Source organism: Pseudomonas sp. ok272 (assembly GCF_900109995.1).
Lineage (GTDB): Bacteria > Pseudomonadota > Gammaproteobacteria > Pseudomonadales > Pseudomonadaceae > Aquipseudomonas.
This window is the reverse complement of record NZ_FOCB01000022.1, coordinates 25681-46743: the sequence shown is the minus strand read 5'-3', so window position 1 is coordinate 46743 and position 21063 is coordinate 25681. Positions and strand designations below refer to the sequence as shown.

The window sequence follows — 21063 nt, the reverse complement described above, 5'->3', positions numbered from 1 at the left end:
CGGCGCCAAGGAGAAAGATGATGCAAGAAGTCGTGATTGTCGCCGCTACCCGTACCGCCGTGGGCAGTTTCCAGGGCTCGTTGGCCAGCATCCCGGCGCCGGAACTCGGCGCCGCAGTGATTCGTCGTGTGCTGGAGCAAACCGGGGTCCCGGCCGATCAGGTCGATGAAGTGATCCTCGGCCAGGTACTGACCGCCGGTTCCGGGCAGAACCCGGCGCGCCAGGCCGCGATCCTCGCCGGCCTGCCCCACGCCGTGCCGGCCATGACCTTGAACAAAGTCTGCGGCTCGGGCCTCAAGGCGTTGCACCTGGGCGCCCAGGCGATCCGTTGCGGCGACGCCGAGATGATCATCGCCGGCGGCATGGAAAACATGAGCTTGGCGCCCTACGTGTTGCCGGCGGCGCGCACCGGCCTGCGCATGGGCCACGCCAACATGATCGACAGCATGATCACCGACGGCCTGTGGGATGCGTTCAACGACTACCACATGGGCATCACCGCCGAGAACCTGGCCGACAGGTACCACCTGAGCCGCGAGGCACAGGACACCTTCGCAGCCGCCTCCCAACAGAAAGCCACGGCCGCCATCGAAGGCGGGCGCTTTGTCGATGAAATCACGCCGATCCTGATCCCCCAGCGCAAAGGCGACCCACTGTCGTTCGCCGTGGACGAACAGCCCCGCGCCGACACCAGCGCAGCGGGCCTGGGCAAACTCAAGCCGGCGTTCAAGAAAGACGGCAGCGTCACCGCCGGCAACGCCTCGTCCCTCAATGACGGCGCCGCCGTGGTGCTGTTGATGAGCGCCACCAAGGCCAAGCAACTGGGCCTGCCCGTCCTGGCGAAAATCGCCGCCTACGCCAGCGCCGGTGTCGATCCGGCAATCATGGGCATCGGCCCGGTATCGGCAACGCGCCGTTGCCTGGCCAAGGCCGGCTGGACACTCGAACAACTGGACCTGATCGAAGCCAACGAAGCCTTCGCCGCCCAGGCGCTGGCCGTGGGCAAAGAACTTGAGTGGGACGCGAGCAAGGTCAACGTCAACGGCGGCGCAATCGCCATCGGCCACCCGATAGGCGCGTCAGGCTGCCGCGTGCTGGTGTCGCTGCTGCACGAAATGATCAAGCGCGACGCCAAGAAAGGCCTGGCCACCCTGTGCATCGGCGGCGGCCAGGGTGTGGCGCTGGCGATTGAGCGCGATTGATGCACTAGCCAACGCCCAAAACCTGTGGGAGCGAGGCTTGCCCTAATGCCAGTCAGTTAAGGCGCCAAACCTGTGGGAGCGAGCCTGCTCGCGAAGACGGCAACACAGCCAACATCTCCGTTGACTGACCTACTGCTATCGCGAGCAGGCTCGCTCCCACGCGGGTTTCGCTTAACTGACTGGCATTAAGGCTTGCTCGCGAAAGCCGTGTGTCGGTCGAAGCTGATGTTGAGGCTGAGGCTGACGACCCCTTCGCGGGCAAGCCTCGCTCCTACACATGTGAGGTGAGGTCCAGGTCAATCGTCCGGCTGTTGCGCAGGCTCGGCCGGTTTGCTCGCCTTACCGGCTTTCGCCGCCTTGCTGCCCTTGGCCGGGGTGGCTTCGGCAACCGGGGCCGCAGGTGGCGCGGCGTCTTTCTCGGCGGCAGGAAGCTGGTCGACCGCGTCGTAGATCACTTTGGCTTCGATGGGCCCCAGGTGATCGAGCTTCTTCTCACCGTCCTTGCCCACCAGGATCACTTTGGTCTGGTCACTGACCGGCAATTTCAGCTCACGAATCAGGGCCATGGTGGTCTGGGCGTCCAGGTCCTTGCCGTCGCGCTGGCCCATGAGATCGCTCACGGTGTACAGCACCAGGTTGCGCTCTTTGAAGGCCGGGGTTTTCGCCGCCTCTTTGAGGCTGATCAGGGTGGGGTCGATGCTGCTGGGGGCAATCACAATCAACGGACGGGACTTGCCACGCTCCGAGGCCAGCGGGGTATCGTTGTCGGCCGCCAGCAAGGGACCGGCGACGGCGAGTAGAACAGCGAGGGTCAAGGACCGAATGAGCATGCGCATCTCCTGTTGATTTCCACGCCGTATGATTGCGCATCAAGGCGAAAGATCCAGTTCTACTGTCGGAAATTTCTATCACCATGTTGCGAAGCTTAGGCCAGCAGGATCAATGCGCAACTCGATTCGGGGGACTAGACACCGCACATCCCGGTCTCGCTCCCACAGGCAATACTGCTCACATAAAGACCGTCCACCATTCAAGATCACCTGTGGCGAGCGAGCTTGCTCGCGCGGGGTCGCGCAGCGGCCCTATAAAAAAGGGACGGCCACGCCGTCCATCGTGAGCAAGCTCGCTCGCCACGGGCGGTTTGAATGTTTAAGTGAACAGCTCGACGGTGACAGCGCCCAGGCGGGTTTCCAGGGTGACGTACAGCGGTGCAGGCATGGTGGTTCTCCGTCAGGATAAAACCACCATTGTGGGCAAGCGCTGCCACCGCAAAATTCAACATCGGGGGTCGCCAGGGCGATCTAATCGAACTCGCCGTCGACCAAACCGCGCCGCTTGCCGATCAGGCGAAGTGGTCGGCATGATCGCGCAGGCTGAACATCACATAGGCCATGACGTTGATGCAGATCGCATCCAGGTCAATCGAGGCCATGTAGGCCCGGATGTACCCCCCATCCTCCAGCGCCTTGGTCCGTTGCAGGCAGGCGCTGGGCGACAGGTTGATTTTCTCGCCCGGCTACAGGTTGCTGATGCGGGCATTGGTTTGAAGGTTTTCGAGGATCGCCCGATTGATGCGATCCAGCTCGAGTTTTTTCATGACACCTCGATCCACCGTCAACCCGTCAGGCCAATAGGCGCGTCAGATTGGCCTGGGTCGACGTTCGAGCAAAGTGCCGGAGCGGATCAGAACGCCAATTTGTAGCCGATGAACACCAGCATCGTCGCCAGGCAGGGGCGCAGCAAGCCGTCAGGTACTTTGCCGGCCAGGTGGCTGCCGATGTAGATCCCCGGCAGCGAGCCCATCAGCAAGAAACCCAGCAGGTGCCAGTCCATGTTGCCCATGCTCGCGTGGCCCAGGCCGGCGACCAGGGTCAAGGGCACCGCGTGGGCAATCTCGGTGCCCACCAGGCGCTTGGTGGCCAGGAACGGGTACAACAGAAACAGCGCCACCGTGCCCAACGCGCCGGCGCCGATGGAGGTCAGCGCCACCATCACGCCAAGCAACGCGCCCGTGGCGACGGTCAGCAGGTTGAGGTTGCGGCTGCTCAGGTGGTAGTGGTCGCCGGCGTGTTTGTGGGCGAAGGCCAGCAACCGGCCCTTGAAGAAAATCGCCAGCGCCGTCAGCAGCAAGACCACACCCAACGCTTGCTTGATGATCGCGTTGGTGGCCTGGGCATCGGAGTTGAAGTACTTGAGGAACAACAGGGTCAGCGCCACCGCGGGCACACTGCCAGCGGTCAGCCAGCCGGTGATTGTCCAGTCGATGTTCTTGTGCTTCTGATGAACCAGCACCCCACCGGATTTGGTGATCGCGGCGTACAGCAGGTCGGTGCCGACGGCGGTGGCCGGGCTGATGCCGAACCAGAGGAGGATCGGCGTCATCAGCGATCCCCCGCCGATGCCGGTCATGCCGACAATGAATCCCACCACCAAGCCCGCGACGACAAAACCTAAATTACCGAGATCCATTGATTGCCATACCTTGAGCGCGACGAGCAGAACTGGCGGGCAGCATAGCGATTTTTCTTATAACCACTTATATCAATATGATCTGACTTTATAACCCGCGGGCGAGGCGGATGAGGGCCTCTGTGGGATCGGGGTTGGGCACGGCGTTTGTGTTCGCCGCAGATCAAGGTGGGAGCGAGCTTGCTCGCGATGGCGGTGGGTCAGCTTGCATCCCTGTTGACTGGGCGATTGCTTTCGCGAGCAAGCTCGCTCCCACAGGGGATCGGGGGTGGGCACAGAGTTTGTGTCCGCTGCAGATCAAGGTGGGAGCGAGCTTGCTCGCGAAGAGGCCCGTGCAGCCAGCCTCTGCATTGGCTGACCCACCGCGTTCGCCGGCAAGCCGGTCTCGCTTCCACAGTCCGGCTGTCTCTCAGGGTTTGGAGGTGAGCCTAGGCTGCCGTGCCCTTGGCCTGTTGCTCAAGGTGGACTTGCAGCGCCGGGTCGATGGCCAGCGCCGCTGCCAGTTCATCCAGGTAGGTGCGTTCGGCGTCCTGCTGGTCGTCCACCACCATGACGCTGGCCAGGTACATCTCCGCCGCGATGGCTGGGTCGGTGGCCGATTGGGCGATGTCGGCGGGGTCCAGGGGGCGCGCCACTTCGTCGTTGATCCATTGCTGCAGGTTCGGGTCATCGGTGTGGCGAGCGATCTCGGCACTGATCATCTGTGTTTCCTTGTCGTCGATCCGGCCATCGGCCTTGGCAGCCCCAATCAAGGCCCGCAGCACCGCATGGCTGTGGGCTTCGATCTCGGGGCCCGCCAGCAATTGGTCGACGGTCTGCGGGGCCTGTTGCGGCGCCGAGGCCTGGTTGCGTTGCCAGGCCTGATACGCCTGGAACGCCATCATCCCCAGGGAGGCCAGCGCCGCGTAGTTAGTGCCGCTGCCGCTGGAACGGGGCTGAGCCGGCGCGCCGCCACTGGCCCCGCCCAACAACCCACCAAGCAAGCCGCCCAGTCCACCACCACCGGCCGCACCCGCCCCGGATGCGCCACCGCCCAGCAGGCCGCCGAGCAAACCGCCGAGGCCGCCCAACCCACCCTGCCCGCCTGGGGCCGCGCCGCCCTGTTGGCTCGATGAGCCCTGGCTGGCCCGCAACAATTGTTCAAGCAGATCGCTGGTATTCATGACGTTGCCCTCTTCGGTGGCGGTAGTTCAGTCAGGCAACTCTAGACCCCGACAGCCATTGCGCCATGACCGTCCGGCTGACATCAGCCAGCAAACTGATATTTTTATTTTCACCATGTTGATTAATGAATTATTTCATGTCATTTGTATGCACCATAAGAAGGGCATCCGCCCCCCTACCCTCGGAGTCAATACCATGAATAAGACCGGACTTCTGGCTGCTCTGGCCTTCTGTGCCGCCAGCACCCTCGCCCACGCCGATGACAGCGCCCTGCGCATTGGTATCGAAGCAGCCTACCCACCGTTTTCCTTCAAGACCCCGGAAGGTGAGATCAGCGGGTTTGACTACGATGTCGGCAACGCCCTGTGTGATGAGCTGAAGATCAAGTGCCAGTGGGTCGTCCTGGCCTTCGACGGGATGATCCCTTCGCTCAAGGTGCGCAAGGTCGATGCGATCCTGTCGTCGATGTCGATTACCCCCGACCGCCTCAAGTCCGTCGACTTCACCAAGAAGTACTACCACACCCCCGGCAAGCTCGCGATGAAGGAAGGCACGGTCATCAACGACCCGCTGGTGGACCTCAAGGGCAAGAAAGTCGGCGTGCAGCGCGCTTCGACCTATGACCGCTACGCCACCGAACAACTGGCCCCGGCCGGCGTCGATGTGGTGCGTTACTCCTCGCAAAGCGAAGCTTCGCTGGACCTGGCCTCCGGTCGCCTGGACGCGACCCTGGCGGACATCGTCAACACCGACGAAGCCTTCATCAAGACCCCGGCCGGCAAGGGTTTTGCCCTGGTGGGCCCGGACATCAACGACCCAAGCTACTTCGGCCGTGGTGCCGGGATTGCCTTGCGCAAGGGTGACACCGCCAACGCCGAACGCCTGAGCGCCGCGATCGATACCATCCGCGCCAATGGCAAGTACCAGCAGATCATGGGCAAGTACTTCGCCTATGACATCTATGGTTCGACCACTGAGTAATCACCCGGCGCGGGGTTGCTGGCGATAAGGGTGTATCCGTCACTATTGATGGTGTTTGACACACCGCCTTCGCGAGCAAGCCCGCTCCCACAGGGATCTTGGCTGAGCCGGCAATCTGCATACGACGCCGGCCCACAGTGGGAGCGGGCTTGCTCGCGAAAGCGCTAGTTAATTCAACACCTGTGCTGGATGACACCGCGCTATCGCAAACCCGCGCCCACGATCCATACCCCCTCATCCCCCTGTCGTCCCGCACGCCCTGCGCGTGTCGGGTGAGGAACCTCATCATGCTTCACGGCTACGGATCGAGCATTCTCGATGGCGCCTGGCTGTCGATAAACCTGGCCCTCAGTGCCATGGCCCTGGCCATTACCCTGGGCCTGATCGGCGCGGCGTTTCGCCTGTCGCCCATCAAGTGGCTGGCGACCCTGGGCGAGGCCTATACCACGCTGATTCGCGGCATCCCGGACCTGGTGCTGATCCTGCTGATCTTCTATGGCGGCCAGGACCTGGTGAACCGTATTGCCCAGGCCGTCGGTTATGAGCAGTACATCGACATCAACCCGTTCGTCGCCGGCGTGTGCACCATGGGCTTCATCTTTGGGGCGTACCTGTCGGAAACCTTTCGCGGCGCGTTCATGGCGATCCCCGCCGGCCAACGCGAAGCGGGCGTGGCCTACGGCATGAGTGGCTGGCAGGTGTTCTGGCGCATCCTGGTGCCGCAGATGATCCGCTTCGCCATTCCCGGCTTCACCAACAACTGGCTGGTGCTGACCAAGTCCACCGCGCTGATCTCGGTGATTGGCCTGCAGGACATGATGTTCAAGGCCAAGAACGCCGCCGATGCGACCCATGAACCCTTTACGTTTTTCCTCGCGGTCGCGGCGCTGTACCTGGTGATCACCAGTGTCTCGCTGGTGGTACTGCGCGCCCTGGAAAGACGCTACTCGGTCGGCATCAAAGCCGCCGACCTGTGACCGGGAGCCCACGACCATGCTCGACTACAACCTGATCTGGGACAGCCTGCCGTTGTACTTCGGCGGCGCCCTGCTGACCCTCAAGCTGCTGGTGATCTCACTGGCGTTCGGCCTGATGCTGGCCGTGCCCCTGGCGTTGATGCGCGTCTCGCGCTCGCCCTGGGTCAACGCGCCAGCGTGGGTCTACACCTATGTCATCCGCGGCACGCCGATGCTGGTGCAATTGTTCTTGATCTACTACGGCCTGGCGCAGTTCGCCGCGGTGCGCGAGAGCGTGCTCTGGCCGTACCTGTCCAGCGCGACCTTCTGCGCCTGCCTGGCCTTCGGCATGAACACCGCGGCCTACAGCGCCGAACTGCTGGCCGGGAGCTTGCGCTCCACCCCCAGCGGCGAGATCGAAGCGGCCAAGGCCATGGGCATGTCACGCCTGACCTTGTACCGGCGCATCCTGCTGCCCTCGGCGCTGCGCCGAGTGTTGCCGCAGTACAGCAACGAAGTGCTGATGATGCTGCAAACCACCAGCCTGGCGTCCATCGTCACCCTGGTGGATATCACCGGCGCGGCCCGCACCGTCAGCTCGCGCTATTACATGCCGTTCGAAGCGTTCATCACCGCCGCCCTGATGTACCTGGCCATGACGTTCATCCTCGTGCGCCTGTTCAAGCTCGCCGAGCGCCACTGGCTGATGCACCTGGCCCCACGCAAACACTAAGGAATTGTCATGCAGCACATTCAACACGTCCTGCCCTGGAGCGCCAGCGGCACCGAACGCACACTCTCGGTGTTTCGCTTCGGCAGCGGTCCGCGCAAAGCCTACATCCAGGCCTCCCTGCACGCCGACGAACTGCCCGGCATGCGCGTGGCGGTCGAGCTCAAGCGCCGCCTGCGTGAACTGGAACAACAAGGGCGCCTGACGGGTGTCATCGAACTGGTGCCGATGGCCAATCCGATTGGCATCGGGCAGATGTTCCAGGCCACCCATCAAGGGCGCTTCGAATTCAACAGCGGCAAGAACTTCAACCGCGACTTCCCGGCACTGGCCGATGAAGTCGCCGAGCGCATCGCTGGCCAACTGGGCAGCGATGCCGAGGCTAACGTCGCGCTGATCCGTGGGGCCATGGTCGAGGGGCTCCAGCACCTGCCGGCCGCCGCCTCCGAACTCGATGGCCTGCGCGTGCTGCTGATGCAACACGCCTGCACCGCCGACGTGGTGCTGGACCTGCACTGCGATTTCGAATCGATCATGTTGCTTTACGCCCTGCCGCAGAACTGGCTGCGGGTGCGCTCATTGGCCGCGCGCCTGCAAGCCGGTGCGGTGCTGCTGGCCGAGGACGCGGGCGGCAATGCCTTCGATGAGGCCTGCGCCATTCCCTGGTTGCACCTGGCCGAGCGCTTCCCTGAGGCCAACATTCCCCTGGCCTGCGTAGCGACCACCCTCGAACTGCGGGGCATGCTCGACACCGAGGGTGAAGCCTGCGCGCGCAACGCCGAACACATCCTCGGCTACCTGGCCGAGCAGGGTTTGATCAGCGGTGACTGGCCAGCGGCGCCAACCGCGTGCTGTGAAGCCACGCCGTTTTCCGGCGCCCAATACGCCTATGCGCCCCACCCCGGGGTGGTGAGTTTCCTGCAGCCGGTGGGCGCGCGGGTCAAGGTCGGCGACCCTCTGTTCGAAGTCCTCGACCCGCTGACCGACCGCCACAGCATCGTCACCGCCAGCACCGACGGCATCCTCTACGCCCGCGAGCGCTTGCGTTATGCCCAGCCCGGTTTGTGGCTGGCCAAGGTCGCGGGCAGCACCCCCATTCGCCAAGGTCGCCTGCTCAGCGACTGACACCCGGGAATCAAGACCATGAACACACTGGAAATTAGCGACCTGCACAAATCCTACGGCAGCGTCGAGGTGCTCAAGGGCGTGTCGCTGGCCGCCAACGCCGGGGACGTGATCAGCATCATCGGCTCCAGCGGCTCGGGCAAAAGCACGTTCCTGCGCTGCATCAACCTGCTGGAGCAGCCCAACGCCGGCAAGATCATGCTCAATGGCGAACAGTTGCAACTGGTGGCCAACAAGGACGGCGGGCTCAAGGCCGCCGACCCGAAACAACTGCAACGCATGCGCTCGCGCCTGGCCATGGTGTTCCAGCACTTCAACCTGTGGTCGCACATGAGCGCCCTGGAAAACGTCATGGAAGCGCCGGTGCATGTGCTGGGGATGGACAAGAAGGCGGCGCGGGAAAAGGCCGAGTACTACCTGAACAAAGTCGGCGTGTCCCATCGCAAGGGCGCTTACCCCGCGCATATGTCCGGCGGCGAACAGCAGCGCGTGGCGATTGCCCGGGCACTGGCGATGGAGCCGGCGGTGATGCTGTTCGACGAACCCACCTCGGCCCTGGACCCGGAGCTGGTGGGCGAAGTGCTGAAGGTGATGCAGGACCTGGCGCTGGAGGGCCGGACCATGGTGGTGGTGACCCACGAAATGGGCTTTGCCCGTGAAGTGTCGAACCAGTTGGTGTTCCTGCACAAAGGCGTGGTCGAGGAACGTGGCAACCCGCGTGACGTGCTGGCCAACCCCCAGTCCGAGCGCCTGCAACAGTTCCTGGCCGGCAGCTTGAAGTAAAGCGTTTACCCCGCGTAGGGCGCCGCCAGCACAGCCCCGCCGGGCTTGCGCTACACTGGCGCCCATTCCTGCCTCGGGGGCGTTTGCGCTCCCTTGAAACCTTTCGTAGATGACGAGCCGGTTATGTCTGATGCCTCGAAGAACACCACGGTCTACGCCTCTCCGGTAATGCGCAAGCTGGCGCAGATCCTCACGGAACTGCCGCCCTCGCTGCGCAAGGTGGCGGACTTTATCCTGCGCCACCCGCTCAAGGCCGCGACCCTGACCATCGAGGAAATGGCCGCCGAGACCGCCACCTCGCCGGCCGCGGTCAACCGCCTGGCCAAGGCCTTGGACGTGGGCGGCTACAGCGGCATGAAAGCCGAGTTGGTGACCACGTTGCAGCAGATGGTGTCGCCGGTGGACAAGCTGCGCAACGACCTGGCGCACCGCCCCGGAGGTGCGTTCGGCCTGCATGAGCAAGTGCAGAGCGCCACCAGCAACCTGGACACCGCCGGCAGCAACAATCACCCCGACACCTTCGAGGCCGTGGTCACGTGCCTGATCCAGGCGCGCAAGATCTACATCCTGGGCTTTGGCAACAGCGTCTACCTGGCCGGGCTGGCCGCCTCGACGCTGATGCCGTTCTGTGCCGATGCCACGGCCATCAGCATGGAAGGCGGCAACGAAAACGCCGCCTACCGCCTGGCGGGCATCACCCAGGACGACGTGCTGCTGTCGATCTCCCTGCCGCGCTACTCGCTGGACACCTTGCAACTGTCGCGCTTTGCCTATGAGCGTGGCGCCACCGTGCTGGCGATCACCGACTCCCCGGCCTCGCCGCTGACCCATGTCGCCCGGCATGTGTTATTCGCCCCGGCCGACCATCCGGTGCTGACCAGCTCCTACATCGCCGTGCTGGCGCTGATCGAAGGGCTGGTCGCCGGGGTGATGGCACGCAACAAGGAAGCGGTGAAGCTGGCCACCGAACTCACCGAGTGCGTGATGAGCTACCTGCACATTCCCGGCAACAGCAAACCACCGAAGCCTTAGAACAACCAGCGCAGCAAGAAGAAGAACGCCATGCTCAGCAACATGCTGATCAGGGTGCTGCGGGTGTAGAGCACCAGGGCGATGGCCACCAGCGAACTGAGCAAGTACGGGTTGTGCCATTGCAGATTCAACTGGTGCTCGGGCATGAATACGATCGGTCCGCAAATGGCCGTGAGCATGCCCGGTACGGCAAAGCCGAGGAACTGCCGCGCGTTACTGCTCAAGCGCACCGGCAGGCGCGGCTCCAGGAACACGTAGCGGTTGAGGAACACCAGCAACCCCATCCCCACAATCACTGCCCAGACCATCATGTGCGCGCTCCATAAAACTTGTTGCAGACAAAGCCGGCGGTCATCCCCAGCAACCCGGCCAGCACCAGCCCCGAACCCACCTGCCAGTAGCTGAACAACACCGAGCAGAACAACGACACCGCCACGCAGACCACCGTCGGCACGTTGCGCACCACCGGCGTGATCAAGGCGATGAAGGTCGCGGCGATGGAGAAGTCCAGGCCCAGGTGCTCCAGCCCCGGAATACTGCTGCCCAGCACAATGCCGGCCAGGGTGAACAGGTTCCAGGCCACATAGAACGTCAACCCGACGCCCAGGGCGTACCAGCGGTTGAACTGCTGCTGGCTGGTCAGGGCGAACAACTCATCGGTCAGCAAAAAGCCCAGCCCCACCCGCCAGCGCCCCGGCAACGGCGACACCACCGGCCGCAAGCTCATGCCATACAGCAGGTGCTGCGAAGTCAGCAGCAAGGTGGTCAGCAGAATCGAAAAAATCCCCGCGCCGCCCTTGAGCATGCCAATCGCCACCAACTGCGCGGCACCGGCAAACACAATGCTGGAAAGGCCCTGGCCTTGCAGCGGCGTGAGATTGGCCTCGATGGCCATGGAGCCGGCCAGCAAGCCCCACGGCGCAGTGGCCAGGGACAGCGGCATGACGGCGATGGCACCCCGCAGGAACGCGGTGCGCGGTAATGAAGAGTCAGGCATGGCAAATCGTTCAACACAGAAAGGGTTGATGAATGTGCCAGCCCGTGAAGGCTTTGTCTCGAACAATCGCGTGGGATTCACCCTTCAGTCGTTTCTTTGAACCAGCCCCCTGTAAAGCGTCCCCAGCGCGCGAATTTGAAGGTCATTTCTGTGATCGATGTAGGGCACTTCTCGTTCGTACCCCGCTGTCTTGAATGACTTTTCTGCGTCGGTACGGTGCGTTAACCCGGCTCACGATTGAGTCGGGTTAATGACCTGTCGGGGAGGAGAGTGAGCAATGGCTATCGGATATTTCATTCGCCAAGGGGACAAGACTTCCTGTGGCGGCACAGTGCTGGAAAGCGATACGCGGGTCATGATGTTTGGCATCGCCCATGCCCGCGAGGGGGATGCCGTCACCTGCGGCAAGGACAACAAGCCCTATCAGATCGTTGGCGGGGTTTCTCAGATCAGTAGCCATGGGCGGCGAGTGGCTGGCACGCTGGACAGCGTGAGCAGTTGCCCGTGCAGGGCCCAACTGCTGGCCTCGACATTCAAGGCCAGCTACGACTTCAAGGAGCACGCTGCAACGCAAGCCGCCAAGGCCAGCGCAGTCGCCCAGTCGGCCACCTCAGTTGACAACCGCGCTCCCGCCGAACCGCCCCCATCCAGTGCAGTGTCTGCACCGTTTCATCCCTCATCATCCTTCACTGAGCCATCCGGGCAAATCTGTCAGGACCTCTGGCAACGCTATCAGCAAGCCGCCGAAAAAATCGTGGCTCCGGACGGCGTGCTGATCGCCGACCCCAAGACCCGCAACCGGGCGATCAACGCCGCCTACGCCCGACTGTGGCTGGAGGACCCGCGCTTCCAGTGGGCGGGCCTGGCGGCGTTTGCTTCCAAACAGGTCGGCTGTGGCCTGCTGCACGCGGCCGAGTCCATCGAAAAGATCCAGGTGGATTCTGACGCAGCTGAGCGCCGGGATCGGAGTGCCAGGAGCGGTTTTTGGGGTTTGTTCAGTCGCGGTGAGCCTCAACGCAAGGTGGGGATAGGCGACTTTGAACGCAGGCAACGCGAGGCGGAACAGGCGCAACGCGAGAACCCGTTGTGGTGGGTGGACTACCGGCATGACGCCGGGTCGTTATCGGTGATGCAGAAGAACGCCCGGTACGTGCATGACAGGTTGGCGTTGGGTAACACCACGCTGTTTTTGGATGTGTATCCGTTGCACGCGTTCTATCGGGATCGGGGGTTATCAGCGTTGGAAACGTGTTTGCGGTCACGCAAGAGGATCTATGGGGATGCCAGACAGGCTGTGTTATGGCCGGTTACGCAGGAGAGGCTGAGGTTTGGAGTTGACCACGATGAAATCGTGCACGCTTTCCGGGCCATTGACGCGAGCAATATCACCAAAAGTGTTGAGCACCTTGCCATGCACGAGCAGAAAAATATCCTGCAGCCGGCGATGTACAGTGACCTGATACTGGTTACGCTGCTGCGAGGTAACCAGTTCTCTTATGTCACGGACATACCCTCTGGTGCCGCTCAAGCCATTGAACTGACCTTGGCCAGTCAGTGCCAGCCTGTCGGCGATGAACGCACCGTCCGTTTCAGCAGCAGCGCCATGGCCGACCTGTCCGACATCAATCAGCGCATGCCTTTCGTGCTCAAGGCAGCCAAGCGGTTTGATGATCTGTTGCATAACCACAATCGCCACTTGATCGAACAAGCGATTCAGGACATTGCCGCTGGCCGAGGTGTGCGATGAACGGGTTCGTGCATATAGGTTGGCGACGCGCAGGTTTGTTTGGGCTGGTTGTGACTGCTCTGGTCTGGGCGATAGTTACCATACAACCGGAAAAAGAGATCGCGTTAGTGATTGGCGAGCCCTGGGAGGATATGAGGCAGCGTTCCAGCGCAACCATCGATCTAGCGGTTCCCGGGCATACTTGGTTTCGCATTCCCCGCTCGGATGCCCGCCTACGCTTCATCGATCCTCAATACGCGTTCGTGACGCCATTGGCCCGCTTCTTCACGGTTAACTTCGACGATGAGCGGGTAGACGGAGTCCGCATGTCCCCCCAAATCGAGCCATTGCTACTCGACGACACCCTCAAGGTCGTGCTGGATCTACAGGATCAATGGCGCCAAGGCGGCTGGACGCCAAGATGGGTCAACGACTTCCCATCGTTCGCCGACACCCCCGAATGGCGAGCGCAGTTGCGGGACGTGAATAAGGGCGGTTCGGCCTATTGGGGGGCGGGTGACAAGTATCAAGCGATGCTGGTGGTCGGTCGTTTCCGGGACGACAAGCGCCCCACCGAGGAACGCTATCTGATTACTTTAGGCTTACACAGGTCACGAGGTGTGCAATGAGCCTCTTGGTAGATATGGGGTGGCGACGAGGGTTATTTGCACTGGCGGTCGCTGTGCTCCTGACGTGGGCAGTGATTGAGGCGCAACTGGAAAAGGAAATCGCGCTGGTGATTGGCGAGCCTTGGGAGGATATGAGGCAGCGTTCCAGCGCAACCATCGATCTAGCGGTTCCCGGGCATACTTGGTTTCGCATTCCCCGCTCAGATGCCCGCCTACGCTTCATCGATCCTCAATACGCGTTCGTGACGCCATTGGCCCGCTTCTTCACGGTTAACTTCGACGATGAGCGGGTAGACGGAGTCCGCATGTCCCCCCAAATCGAACCCCTGCTCCTCGACGACACCCTCAAGGTCGTGCTGGATCTACAGGATCAATGGCGCCAAGGCGGCTGGACTCCAAAATGGGTCAACGACTTTCCATCGTTCGCCGACACCCCGGAGTGGCGGACGCAGTTACGAGACGTGAATAAAGGAGGTAAAGCCTACTGGGGCGCGGGTGACAAGTATCAAGCAATGCTGGTGGTAAGTCGCTTCCGGGACAACAAGCGCCCCACAGAGGAGCGCTACCTCATTACCCTGGGCCTTCACAAGTCACGAGGTGCTCAATGAGCCTCTTGGTAGGTATGGGGTGGCGACGAGGGTTATTTGCACTGGCGGTCGCTGTGCTCCTGACGTGGGCCGTCATTGAGGCGCAACAGGAAAAGGAAATCGCGCTGGTGATTGGTGAACCCTGGGAAACCATGCGCCAGCGCTCCAGCGCCGAGATTCCCCAAGCGATTCCTGGTCACGTTTGGGGGTGGATGCCGAAAACGGATGCCCGTCTTCGCTTGGCAGATCCTCAGTATGGCTTTGTGACTCCTTTGGCTCGCTACCTCTCGGTTACGTTCGATGACGAGCGCGTTGCCACTGTCCGCATGTCCCCCCAAATCGAGCCCCTGCTACTCGACGACACCCTCAAGGTCGTACTCGATCTACAGGACCAATGGCGCCAAGGCGGCTGGACGCCAAGACGGCTTAACTATTTTCCATCGTTCGCCGACACCCCCGAGTGGCGGGCGCAATTACGGGACGTGAACAAAGGTGGATCGGCCTACTGGGGCGCGGGTGACCAGTACCAGGCGATGCTGGTGGTCAGCCGTTTCAAGGACGACAGGCGCCCGACCGAGGAGCGCTACCTCATCACGCTGGGGTTAAGTGAGTCTCGCGGGTGGGATCCCTACACGCTCGACCTGCCCACGCCAACCGCCGCCCCCTAACCCCTCAATCACCCAACACCCCAGAGCCCGGCAAAACTTCAGCTATTTTTAATGAGTGCCGTCTCCGGGCGGTGCACACCCGGATGAACTTTGACCCGTGACCCCCGGTCGATCGGTACGACCTTACCCACGGTTGGCGGTGCCTGCGGCCCGTCTCACTTGCTGGAGAACGCCCTTGATCTCGATCCGACACATCGCCACCCTCAAGGCCTGGAGTGCCCACGGTTTCACCGCCACGGGGGTAGTCACGGCGTTTCTCGCCACCCTGGCGTTGTTCGACAACCAGCCCAAGGCCTGCCTGTTGTGGCTGGGGGTGGCGTTGATTGTCGATGGCGTGGACGGCTCGCTGGCGCGCAAGGTCAATGTGCAGACGGTACTGCCGCACTTCGACGGTTCGGTGCTGGACCTGGTGATCGACTACCTGACCTATGTGTTCATCCCGGCGCTGTTCATCTACCGCTACATCGACCTGCCCGCCTACACCCCGCTGCTGGCCACCTCGGTGATTCTGGTGTCGTCGCTGTTGTGCTTTTGCAACGTCAACATGAAGAGCAAGGACAACTACTTCCAGGGCTTTCCCGCGGCCTGGAACGTGGTCGCGTTGTGCCTGTACCTGATTGCCCCACCCGCCTGGCTCACACTGCTGAGCATCATCGTCCTGGCGCTGTTGACGGTGACGCGGATGAAGTTCCTGCACCCGTTCCGCGTGCGCAGGTTCATGCCGGTCAACATCGCCGTGACGGCCGTCTGGCTGCTGTGCGGCCTGTCACTGGTGCTTGACCACCCAACGCACAACCCCTACGTGATGGGGCTGTGGCTGTTGATGTCGGCCTACTTCCTGGGGATCTGCCTGTGGCGCACGGCCACGGACGCGTTCGACAGGCCTAGGACTTGATCCCCATCGCGTTGATCAGCACCGGGTCGCGCCCATAGATATCCGGGGCGTACAGCAGGCGGCCATGGCTGTCGGCCTGCACGGTCCAGTAGGTCAGCATGATCGGAATCGGCACCGCCAGGCGAAACTCATGGGTAACCCCGGTGGCCAGCAATTCGTTGGTGCGCAGACGCTCGGTCGGGCTCACCAGCAGGTCGCGCAGTTGCAAGGCATGCTCGACCCGCACACAACCTGAGCTGAACGCCCGAGGCCCTTTCTGGAACAGTGCCTGGCTGGGGGTGTCGTGCAAGTACACCGAAAACGGGTTGGGAAACCGCACCGCCATCTGCCCCAACGGGTTGCGCGGCCCGGCGTCCTGGCGCAGGAGAATGTTGCCGGGGCTGTCCCAGTCGATCTGATTGATGTCCAGCCGGTTGCCATTGTGATCCAGCACCTGCAGGTTCTGCCGGCTGAGGAAGGTCTGGTCGCGACGGATCTGCGGCAGTTTGTCCTCGCGCATGATGGTCGGTGGCACGGTCCAGGTGGGGTTGAGGGTCAGGCGCGTGACGCGGGACTTGAGTAGCGGCGTCTGGCGCTCGGCACGCCCCACCTGGGTGCGGGTCTGCCACACCGGGACGCCGCCCTGGAACACGGTCAACTGCGCCGCGGCGATGTTGACCAGCAGGCTGTCGGGCTCCATGTCCTGGGCCAGCCAGCGAAAGCGTTCAAGGTTGACGCGCAGTTGTTCGCGACGCACGTGCGGGCTGACGTTCAGCTCCACCAGGGTGCCGGCCCCCACCACGCCATCGGCTTGCAGCGAGTGGTTGAGTTGGAAGTGCTTCACCGCATCGACCAACGGCTCGGTGTAGTCGGTCGCACCGTGGGCCGGCAGGCTGGCCAGGTAACCCTCGCTGAACAAACGCTGGGCCAGACCAGGGACGCGCGCGTCCTGCATGCCCGGGCGCAACAATGACCCGGTGGGCAGGACCGGCCAGTGTGGCAACGGTTGCGTACGTTGCGCCGAATAGACTTTTTGCAGGCTGCGGTACTGCTCGGACACCGGGCGCGCCGCATCAAACGCCCCGGCCAAGTCTTGCAAGCCCGGCCCCGCAATGGCCAACAGTTGCACATTGCGCGTGTCCAGCGGTGGCTGCGCGTACCACATCGGTTCGAAACGGCTCTGTTGCAGACGGCCATAACGCAGTTCGCGCAAGGCTTGCAGGTAGCGCAGGCTGATGCCGATGTCAGTACACAGCGGGCCACCCACCGCCTGTTCCCCGGGCAGGCTGTAGCGACTGGGGTCCAGGCCATCGTCGGCCAGGTGCTGGAATTGTGCCTGCAAGGCTGGCACACGGTCGCTGACCGACCACACCTGCACGTTGTCCTGCTGCTGGTAGAAGGCCTGCAACAACGCCAGCGCGGAGGCATCCGGCACCGGCTTGAGGCCCGGGCAATCGATCGGCAACTGCTGGAGGGCCAGGGGCAAGGGGTCGACAGGGTCAGCCAGCTCATTCTCGGCACTGGCGACCAGTGGCGCAGCGAGCAGGCAAAGGCTCAAGTAATATGCGTGCTTTTTGAACAACTGCTTTACTCCAATCCGTGACCGTCCTGTGACGGTCAACCTCTGCGCAGGTTCGGCAAGCATTCAGGCTAGCCTCAATCAGGCCAGTCAGGGGAACGACGGGCACCTGGAGATAACAATAGCAGCGAGGATCCAGTCCGTATGTTTAGCTTTTTACGCCGGCTCTGCCTGGCAGTCACCCTCGTGGGCGCCCTGGGCAGTCCCGCCTTCGCCGCCACGGCCACGAATAACCAGGCGTTGTACAACAGCCTCGCCCGCGCGGCCCCGCAGCTTAACCCTCAAGCCCTAAAAAGCGCCCTGAGCGCCATGCAGTGTGCCGTCAGCAGTGGCGCCGAGCGCGCCAATCACCTGGCCGTGATCGATTACTCCCAACCGTCCACGGCCCGGCGCCTGTGGATCTTCGACCTGCGCAAGAAGTCCCTGGTGCTGCGTGACCTGGTGGCCCATGGGCAGATGTCCGGGGAGAACTTCGCCACCCAATTCTCCAACCGCGAAGGCAGCTACCAATCGAGCCTGGGCCTGTTCCGCACCCAGGAAAGCTATGAAGGCGCCCACGGCTACTCACTGCGCATGGACGGCCTGGAGCCCGGTTTTAATGACCGGGCCCGCGAGCGCGCCATCGTGATCCACGCCGCCGACTACGTGAACCCGGCGTGGAGCCAGCGCCAGGGCCGCATCGGGCGCAGCCTGGGCTGCCCGGCAGTGCGCCCGCAGGTGGCCAAGCAGGTGATCGACAAACTCAAGGATGGCCAGTTCATGTTTTCCTGGTACCCGGACCAGCGCTGGCTGAAGCAGTCGTCCTACCTCAATTGCCGGCCACATCAGATCGCCAGCAATGTGAGTACCCGCAAAGGCTAGCCTTGCATCCGTTTAAATGCGTACCCTGTGGGAGCGAGCAGGCTCGCACCCACACGAACTGCGCTTATCTGACGGATATTGACCATGCCCGCCTCCCCCGCGCTCCGCTCACCCTGCCCTCCCGGCGCTTGCGACTGCGGGCGCGATGAGCTGCTGGAACGGCCCGACGCCGACCGGCGCATCCTGCACCTGACCCGTCAGGAAGAAAAACGCCTGCTCGAACGCCTGGAACACCTCAAGAGCCTGGCCGACCTTGAGCGCCTGCAACAGCGCATGCATGAGCAGTTGGGCCTGCGGGTGGAAATCGCCCCCGGCTTCAACGAAGTCCGCACGATGCGCGGCATCGGCATTCGCTTGCTGGAGCTGCCGGGCCTGTGCCGCAAGACACGGCAGTCGATCCCGGCGGCGATCCGCCGTGGCCTGGAGAATCACCCCGAGATCGCCTACGAGCTACTCAACGCCCACGACTTGCTGCGTGACGCCTGAGGCCCGCTGTTGACCTTGTGTTGCCGGGCCACACGGGTTTATGGCCTGACGGACATCGCCGCCATCAAGACATTGATCTCGGGAAACCGCGAGATGAAGTCCGCCGGCATCGGCGTCACCTTGCCGACACCGTAGTCGAAGAACACAAAGCCCGACTTGGCCAGCGCTATCAGGGTGCCATCGGCCGGCCGGGTGATGCGAAAGATGATGTCGCCCCCGTACGTGTTCAGGTCCATCAGCCCCACCTCGAACAGCAAGCGGTCGCGGGCGTGGGCTTCGGCGCGATAGACCGTCGCCAGGTCCGTGACAATGATGCCCTCCTCGCTCACCCCATACTCGTACAGCATTCGCGCCCGCGCCTCGGAAATCATCGAGATCATCGAGTCATTGGCCAGGTGGTTGGCGGCGTTGACATCCGTCACCCGCACGGTCAACGACGTGGCATAGAAAAACGGATTGCCGGGGAACTCCAGGTGCAGGCGGGCCATACGGACTCTCAAGGTAAGTAGGAAGCTGGCCACTGTCATCCAGGCCGAGGATTTTTCCGCCAGCGCTATCAGACAAATTGCGATCATTGCGTAGGATCAACGACTTATGACGCCCACGCTGGTCAGCGGCATTTGCATTCACGCCCACTGCCCTAGAAGATGACACCCGCACGCTAGCGCCAGCGCTGACTATCCTGAGGATAGTCAGCGCGTCAGGCGCACTCTCATCGTTCTCAGGGAATGTACGAATGACAGCAAGACACGTAATCAATGCGTCGGTCAGCCCAAAAGGCAGCCTGGAAACCCTGTCCCAACGCGAAGTGCAGCAACTGAGCGCCGCCGGCTCAGGCAGTACCTACAACCTCTTTCGCCAGTGCGCCCTGGCCATTCTCAATACCGGCGCCCACGTCGATAACGCCAAGACCATCCTGGAAGCCTACCGCGACTTCGAGATCCGCATTCACCCGCAGGATCGCGGTGTACGCCTGGAACTGCTCAACGCCCCGGCCGACGCCTTCGTCGACGGTGAAATGATCGCCAGCACCCGCGAAATGCTGTTCAGCGCCCTGCGCGACATTGTCTACACCGAAAACGAACTGGACAGCCAGCGTATCGACCTCGACTCGTCCCAGGGCATCAGCGACTACGTCTTCCACCTGCTGCGCAACGCCCGCATCCTGCGCCCCGGCGTGGAGCCGAAAATCGTCGTGTGCTGGGGCGGTCACTCCATCAGCACCGAGGAGTACCAGTACACCAAGAAGGTCGGCCACGAACTGGGCCTGCGCAGCCTGGACATCTGCACCGGCTGCGGCCCTGGCGTGATGAAAGGCCCGATGAAGGGCGCGACCATTTCCCACGCCAAGCAGCGCATCACCAACGGCCGCTACCTCGGGCTGACGGAGCCGGGCATCATTGCCGCCGAAGCGCCGAACCCGATCGTCAATGAACTGGTGATCATGCCGGACATCGAGAAGCGCCTGGAAGCCTTCGTGCGGGTGGGCCACGGCATCATCATCTTCCCGGGCGGCGCCGGCACCGCCGAAGAGTTCCTGTACCTGCTCGGGATCCTGATGCACCCGGACAACCAGGACCTGCCCTTCCCGGTCATCCTCACCGGCCCGCGCAGTGCCGAACCGTATTTGCAGCAGTTGCACGCCTTCGTCGGCGCCACCCTCGGGGAAGCGGCCCAGGCGCACTACGAAATCATCATCGACGACCCGGCCCAGGTGGCGCGGCAGATGGTCCAGGGGCTCAAGGCGGTCAAGCAGTTCCGCCGCGAACACAACGACGCCTTCCACTTCAACTGGATGCTCAAGATCGACGAAGGCTTCCAGCGCCCGTTCGACCCGACCCACGAGAACATGGCCAGTCTGCAACTGCGCCGCGACCTGCCGGCCCACGAACTGGCGGCCAACCTGCGCCGGGCGTTCTCCGGGATCGTGGCCGGCAACGTCAAGGACAACGGCATCCGCCTGATCGAGGAAAACGGCCCCTACGAAATCCACGGTGATGCCGCCGTGATGCAACCCCTCGACCAGCTGCTGCAAGCCTTCGTCGCCCAGCACCGCATGAAACTGCCGGGTGGCGCAGCGTATGTGCCGTGCTATCGGGTGATCAGCTAAATAGCCCGAGGGAGTGAGCTGGCTCGTGAAGGCGATGAGTCAGGTGCTGGCCTCTTCGCCGGCAAGCCGGTCCTCGCTCCCACATTGGATCTGCAGTGAGCCGA

The 21063-nt window shown here is 62.7% G+C and carries 22 protein-coding genes; 15 read left to right on the top strand and 7 right to left on the bottom strand.

Features of this window, described 5'->3' with window-relative positions:
- Window positions 1–20 precede the first annotated feature (20 nt).
- A complete protein-coding gene (locus BMW74_RS22860) occupies window positions 21–1202 on the top strand; it encodes an acetyl-CoA C-acetyltransferase (RefSeq protein ID WP_093426397.1) in 1182 nt (393 codons plus the stop codon).
- Between the two features lie 296 nt (window positions 1203–1498).
- On the opposite strand, the gene BMW74_RS22855 is transcribed toward BMW74_RS22860, so the two are convergent.
- The 3 genes from BMW74_RS22855 to BMW74_RS22840 form a co-directional block, all read right to left on the bottom strand.
- Window positions 1499–2032 (bottom strand): DUF4174 domain-containing protein, encoded by a 534-nt coding sequence (locus BMW74_RS22855; protein WP_093426396.1) that lies wholly within the window; start codon window positions 2030–2032, stop codon window positions 1499–1501.
- 853 nt (window positions 2033–2885) lie between these two features.
- A complete protein-coding gene (locus BMW74_RS22845; RefSeq protein WP_093426395.1) occupies window positions 2886–3671 on the bottom strand; it encodes a sulfite exporter TauE/SafE family protein in 786 nt (261 codons plus the stop codon).
- Between the two features lie 428 nt (window positions 3672–4099).
- Window positions 4100–4834: a tellurite resistance TerB family protein gene (locus tag BMW74_RS22840; protein WP_093426394.1), complete on the bottom strand. Its 735-nt coding sequence runs from the start codon at window positions 4832–4834 to the stop codon at window positions 4100–4102.
- A gap of 196 nt (window positions 4835–5030) precedes the next feature.
- Here BMW74_RS22840 and BMW74_RS22835 point away from each other — a divergent pair, with 196 nt between their 5' ends.
- From BMW74_RS22835 to BMW74_RS22810, 6 genes are all read left to right on the top strand, one after another.
- Entirely contained in the window at window positions 5031–5816 is a 786-nt protein-coding gene (locus BMW74_RS22835) for an ABC transporter substrate-binding protein (RefSeq protein ID WP_093426393.1), read from the top strand.
- 287 nt (window positions 5817–6103) lie between these two features.
- Window positions 6104–6793 carry an ABC transporter permease gene (locus BMW74_RS22830; RefSeq protein WP_093426392.1) on the top strand — a complete coding sequence of 230 codons (690 nt, stop codon included), beginning with the start codon at window positions 6104–6106 and terminating at the stop codon, window positions 6791–6793.
- A gap of 16 nt (window positions 6794–6809) precedes the next feature.
- Entirely contained in the window at window positions 6810–7505 is a 696-nt protein-coding gene (locus BMW74_RS22825) for an ABC transporter permease (protein ID WP_093426391.1), read from the top strand.
- 9 nt (window positions 7506–7514) lie between these two features.
- A complete protein-coding gene (locus BMW74_RS22820) occupies window positions 7515–8627 on the top strand; it encodes a succinylglutamate desuccinylase/aspartoacylase family protein (RefSeq protein WP_093426390.1) in 1113 nt (370 codons plus the stop codon).
- 18 nt (window positions 8628–8645) lie between these two features.
- Window positions 8646–9410: an ABC transporter ATP-binding protein gene (locus BMW74_RS22815; protein WP_093426389.1), complete on the top strand. Its 765-nt coding sequence runs from the start codon at window positions 8646–8648 to the stop codon at window positions 9408–9410.
- A 123-nt stretch (window positions 9411–9533) separates the two neighbouring features.
- Window positions 9534–10442, top strand: coding sequence for a MurR/RpiR family transcriptional regulator (locus BMW74_RS22810; RefSeq protein WP_093426388.1), 909 nt, complete (start codon window positions 9534–9536; stop codon window positions 10440–10442).
- Here BMW74_RS22810 and BMW74_RS22805 read toward each other — a convergent pair.
- Window positions 10439–10750 carry an AzlD domain-containing protein gene (locus BMW74_RS22805; RefSeq protein WP_175479290.1) on the bottom strand — a complete coding sequence of 104 codons (312 nt, stop codon included), beginning with the start codon at window positions 10748–10750 and terminating at the stop codon, window positions 10439–10441. The two genes, BMW74_RS22810 and BMW74_RS22805, sit on opposite strands and share 4 nt — an antisense overlap.
- A complete protein-coding gene (locus BMW74_RS22800) occupies window positions 10750–11439 on the bottom strand; it encodes an AzlC family ABC transporter permease (protein ID WP_093426386.1) in 690 nt (229 codons plus the stop codon). Before BMW74_RS22800 ends, BMW74_RS22805 begins: the two co-directional genes overlap by 1 nt.
- Before the next feature lie 277 nt (window positions 11440–11716).
- Between BMW74_RS22800 and BMW74_RS22795 the strand changes: the two genes are divergently transcribed.
- The 5 genes from BMW74_RS22795 to pcsA all read left to right on the top strand — a co-directional run bounded on the left by BMW74_RS22795 (window position 11717) and on the right by pcsA (window position 15944).
- Window positions 11717–13186: a PAAR domain-containing protein gene (locus BMW74_RS22795; protein ID WP_093426385.1), complete on the top strand. Its 1470-nt coding sequence runs from the start codon at window positions 11717–11719 to the stop codon at window positions 13184–13186.
- On the top strand, window positions 13183–13794 hold the full coding sequence (locus BMW74_RS22790) for a hypothetical protein (RefSeq protein WP_093426384.1): 612 nt from the start codon (window positions 13183–13185) through the stop codon (window positions 13792–13794). The genes BMW74_RS22795 and BMW74_RS22790 overlap by 4 nt, the downstream gene beginning before the upstream one ends.
- On the top strand, window positions 13791–14402 hold the full coding sequence (locus BMW74_RS22785; RefSeq protein ID WP_093426383.1) for a hypothetical protein: 612 nt from the start codon (window positions 13791–13793) through the stop codon (window positions 14400–14402). Before BMW74_RS22790 ends, BMW74_RS22785 begins: the two co-directional genes overlap by 4 nt.
- Window positions 14399–15049, top strand: coding sequence for a hypothetical protein (locus BMW74_RS22780; protein ID WP_093426382.1), 651 nt, complete (start codon window positions 14399–14401; stop codon window positions 15047–15049). Before BMW74_RS22785 ends, BMW74_RS22780 begins: the two co-directional genes overlap by 4 nt.
- A gap of 175 nt (window positions 15050–15224) precedes the next feature.
- Window positions 15225–15944, top strand: coding sequence for a phosphatidylcholine synthase (pcsA, locus tag BMW74_RS22775; RefSeq protein ID WP_093426381.1), 720 nt, complete (start codon window positions 15225–15227; stop codon window positions 15942–15944).
- Here the strand turns inward: pcsA and BMW74_RS22770 are convergent.
- Window positions 15934–17505: a L,D-transpeptidase family protein gene (locus BMW74_RS22770; protein ID WP_093426380.1), complete on the bottom strand. Its 1572-nt coding sequence runs from the start codon at window positions 17503–17505 to the stop codon at window positions 15934–15936. The genes pcsA and BMW74_RS22770 overlap by 11 nt on opposite strands.
- A 141-nt stretch (window positions 17506–17646) precedes the next feature.
- Between BMW74_RS22770 and BMW74_RS22765 the strand changes: the two genes are divergently transcribed.
- The gene (locus BMW74_RS22765; RefSeq protein ID WP_093426379.1) at window positions 17647–18363 is read left to right on the top strand and encodes a murein L,D-transpeptidase catalytic domain family protein; all 717 of its coding nucleotides are present in this window, start codon (window positions 17647–17649) and stop codon (window positions 18361–18363) included.
- 84 nt (window positions 18364–18447) lie between these two features.
- A complete protein-coding gene (locus tag BMW74_RS22760) occupies window positions 18448–18849 on the top strand; it encodes a hypothetical protein (protein WP_093426378.1) in 402 nt (133 codons plus the stop codon).
- Between the two features lie 38 nt (window positions 18850–18887).
- Here BMW74_RS22760 and BMW74_RS22755 read toward each other — a convergent pair whose 3' ends face one another.
- A complete protein-coding gene (locus BMW74_RS22755; protein ID WP_093426377.1) occupies window positions 18888–19337 on the bottom strand; it encodes a thioesterase family protein in 450 nt (149 codons plus the stop codon).
- Between the two features lie 248 nt (window positions 19338–19585).
- Between BMW74_RS22755 and ppnN the strand changes: the two genes are divergently transcribed.
- Window positions 19586–20959: a nucleotide 5'-monophosphate nucleosidase PpnN gene (gene ppnN, locus BMW74_RS22750; RefSeq protein WP_093426376.1), complete on the top strand. Its 1374-nt coding sequence runs from the start codon at window positions 19586–19588 to the stop codon at window positions 20957–20959.
- Window positions 20960–21063: the final 104 nt, after the last annotated feature.

What these genes read in the sequence shown, in the direction of transcription:
- BMW74_RS22840 (WP_093426394.1), bottom strand. Translation starts at nt 4,834, where the DNA reads ATGAATACCAGCGATCTGCTTGAACAATTGTTGCGGGCCAGCCAGGGC.
- BMW74_RS22790 (WP_093426384.1), top strand. Translation starts at nt 13,183, where the DNA reads ATGAACGGGTTCGTGCATATAGGTTGGCGACGCGCAGGTTTGTTTGGG.
- BMW74_RS22785 (WP_093426383.1), top strand. Translation starts at nt 13,791, where the DNA reads ATGAGCCTCTTGGTAGATATGGGGTGGCGACGAGGGTTATTTGCACTG.
- BMW74_RS22855 (WP_093426396.1), bottom strand. Translation starts at nt 2,032, where the DNA reads ATGCTCATTCGGTCCTTGACCCTCGCTGTTCTACTCGCCGTCGCCGGT.
- BMW74_RS22825 (WP_093426391.1), top strand. Translation starts at nt 6,810, where the DNA reads ATGCTCGACTACAACCTGATCTGGGACAGCCTGCCGTTGTACTTCGGC.
- BMW74_RS22795 (WP_093426385.1), top strand. Translation starts at nt 11,717, where the DNA reads ATGGCTATCGGATATTTCATTCGCCAAGGGGACAAGACTTCCTGTGGC.
- BMW74_RS22835 (WP_093426393.1), top strand. Translation starts at nt 5,031, where the DNA reads ATGAATAAGACCGGACTTCTGGCTGCTCTGGCCTTCTGTGCCGCCAGC.
- BMW74_RS22845 (WP_093426395.1), bottom strand. Translation starts at nt 3,671, where the DNA reads ATGGATCTCGGTAATTTAGGTTTTGTCGTCGCGGGCTTGGTGGTGGGA.
- BMW74_RS22760 (WP_093426378.1), top strand. Translation starts at nt 18,448, where the DNA reads ATGCCCGCCTCCCCCGCGCTCCGCTCACCCTGCCCTCCCGGCGCTTGC.
- BMW74_RS22820 (WP_093426390.1), top strand. Translation starts at nt 7,515, where the DNA reads ATGCAGCACATTCAACACGTCCTGCCCTGGAGCGCCAGCGGCACCGAA.
- BMW74_RS22755 (WP_093426377.1), bottom strand. Translation starts at nt 19,337, where the DNA reads ATGGCCCGCCTGCACCTGGAGTTCCCCGGCAATCCGTTTTTCTATGCC.
- BMW74_RS22765 (WP_093426379.1), top strand. Translation starts at nt 17,647, where the DNA reads ATGTTTAGCTTTTTACGCCGGCTCTGCCTGGCAGTCACCCTCGTGGGC.
- BMW74_RS22810 (WP_093426388.1), top strand. Translation starts at nt 9,534, where the DNA reads ATGTCTGATGCCTCGAAGAACACCACGGTCTACGCCTCTCCGGTAATG.
- BMW74_RS22830 (WP_093426392.1), top strand. Translation starts at nt 6,104, where the DNA reads ATGCTTCACGGCTACGGATCGAGCATTCTCGATGGCGCCTGGCTGTCG.
- ppnN (WP_093426376.1), top strand. Translation starts at nt 19,586, where the DNA reads ATGACAGCAAGACACGTAATCAATGCGTCGGTCAGCCCAAAAGGCAGC.
- BMW74_RS22860 (WP_093426397.1), top strand. Translation starts at nt 21, where the DNA reads ATGCAAGAAGTCGTGATTGTCGCCGCTACCCGTACCGCCGTGGGCAGT.
- BMW74_RS22780 (WP_093426382.1), top strand. Translation starts at nt 14,399, where the DNA reads ATGAGCCTCTTGGTAGGTATGGGGTGGCGACGAGGGTTATTTGCACTG.
- BMW74_RS22800 (WP_093426386.1), bottom strand. Translation starts at nt 11,439, where the DNA reads ATGCCTGACTCTTCATTACCGCGCACCGCGTTCCTGCGGGGTGCCATC.
- BMW74_RS22805 (WP_175479290.1), bottom strand. Translation starts at nt 10,750, where the DNA reads ATGGTCTGGGCAGTGATTGTGGGGATGGGGTTGCTGGTGTTCCTCAAC.
- BMW74_RS22815 (WP_093426389.1), top strand. Translation starts at nt 8,646, where the DNA reads ATGAACACACTGGAAATTAGCGACCTGCACAAATCCTACGGCAGCGTC.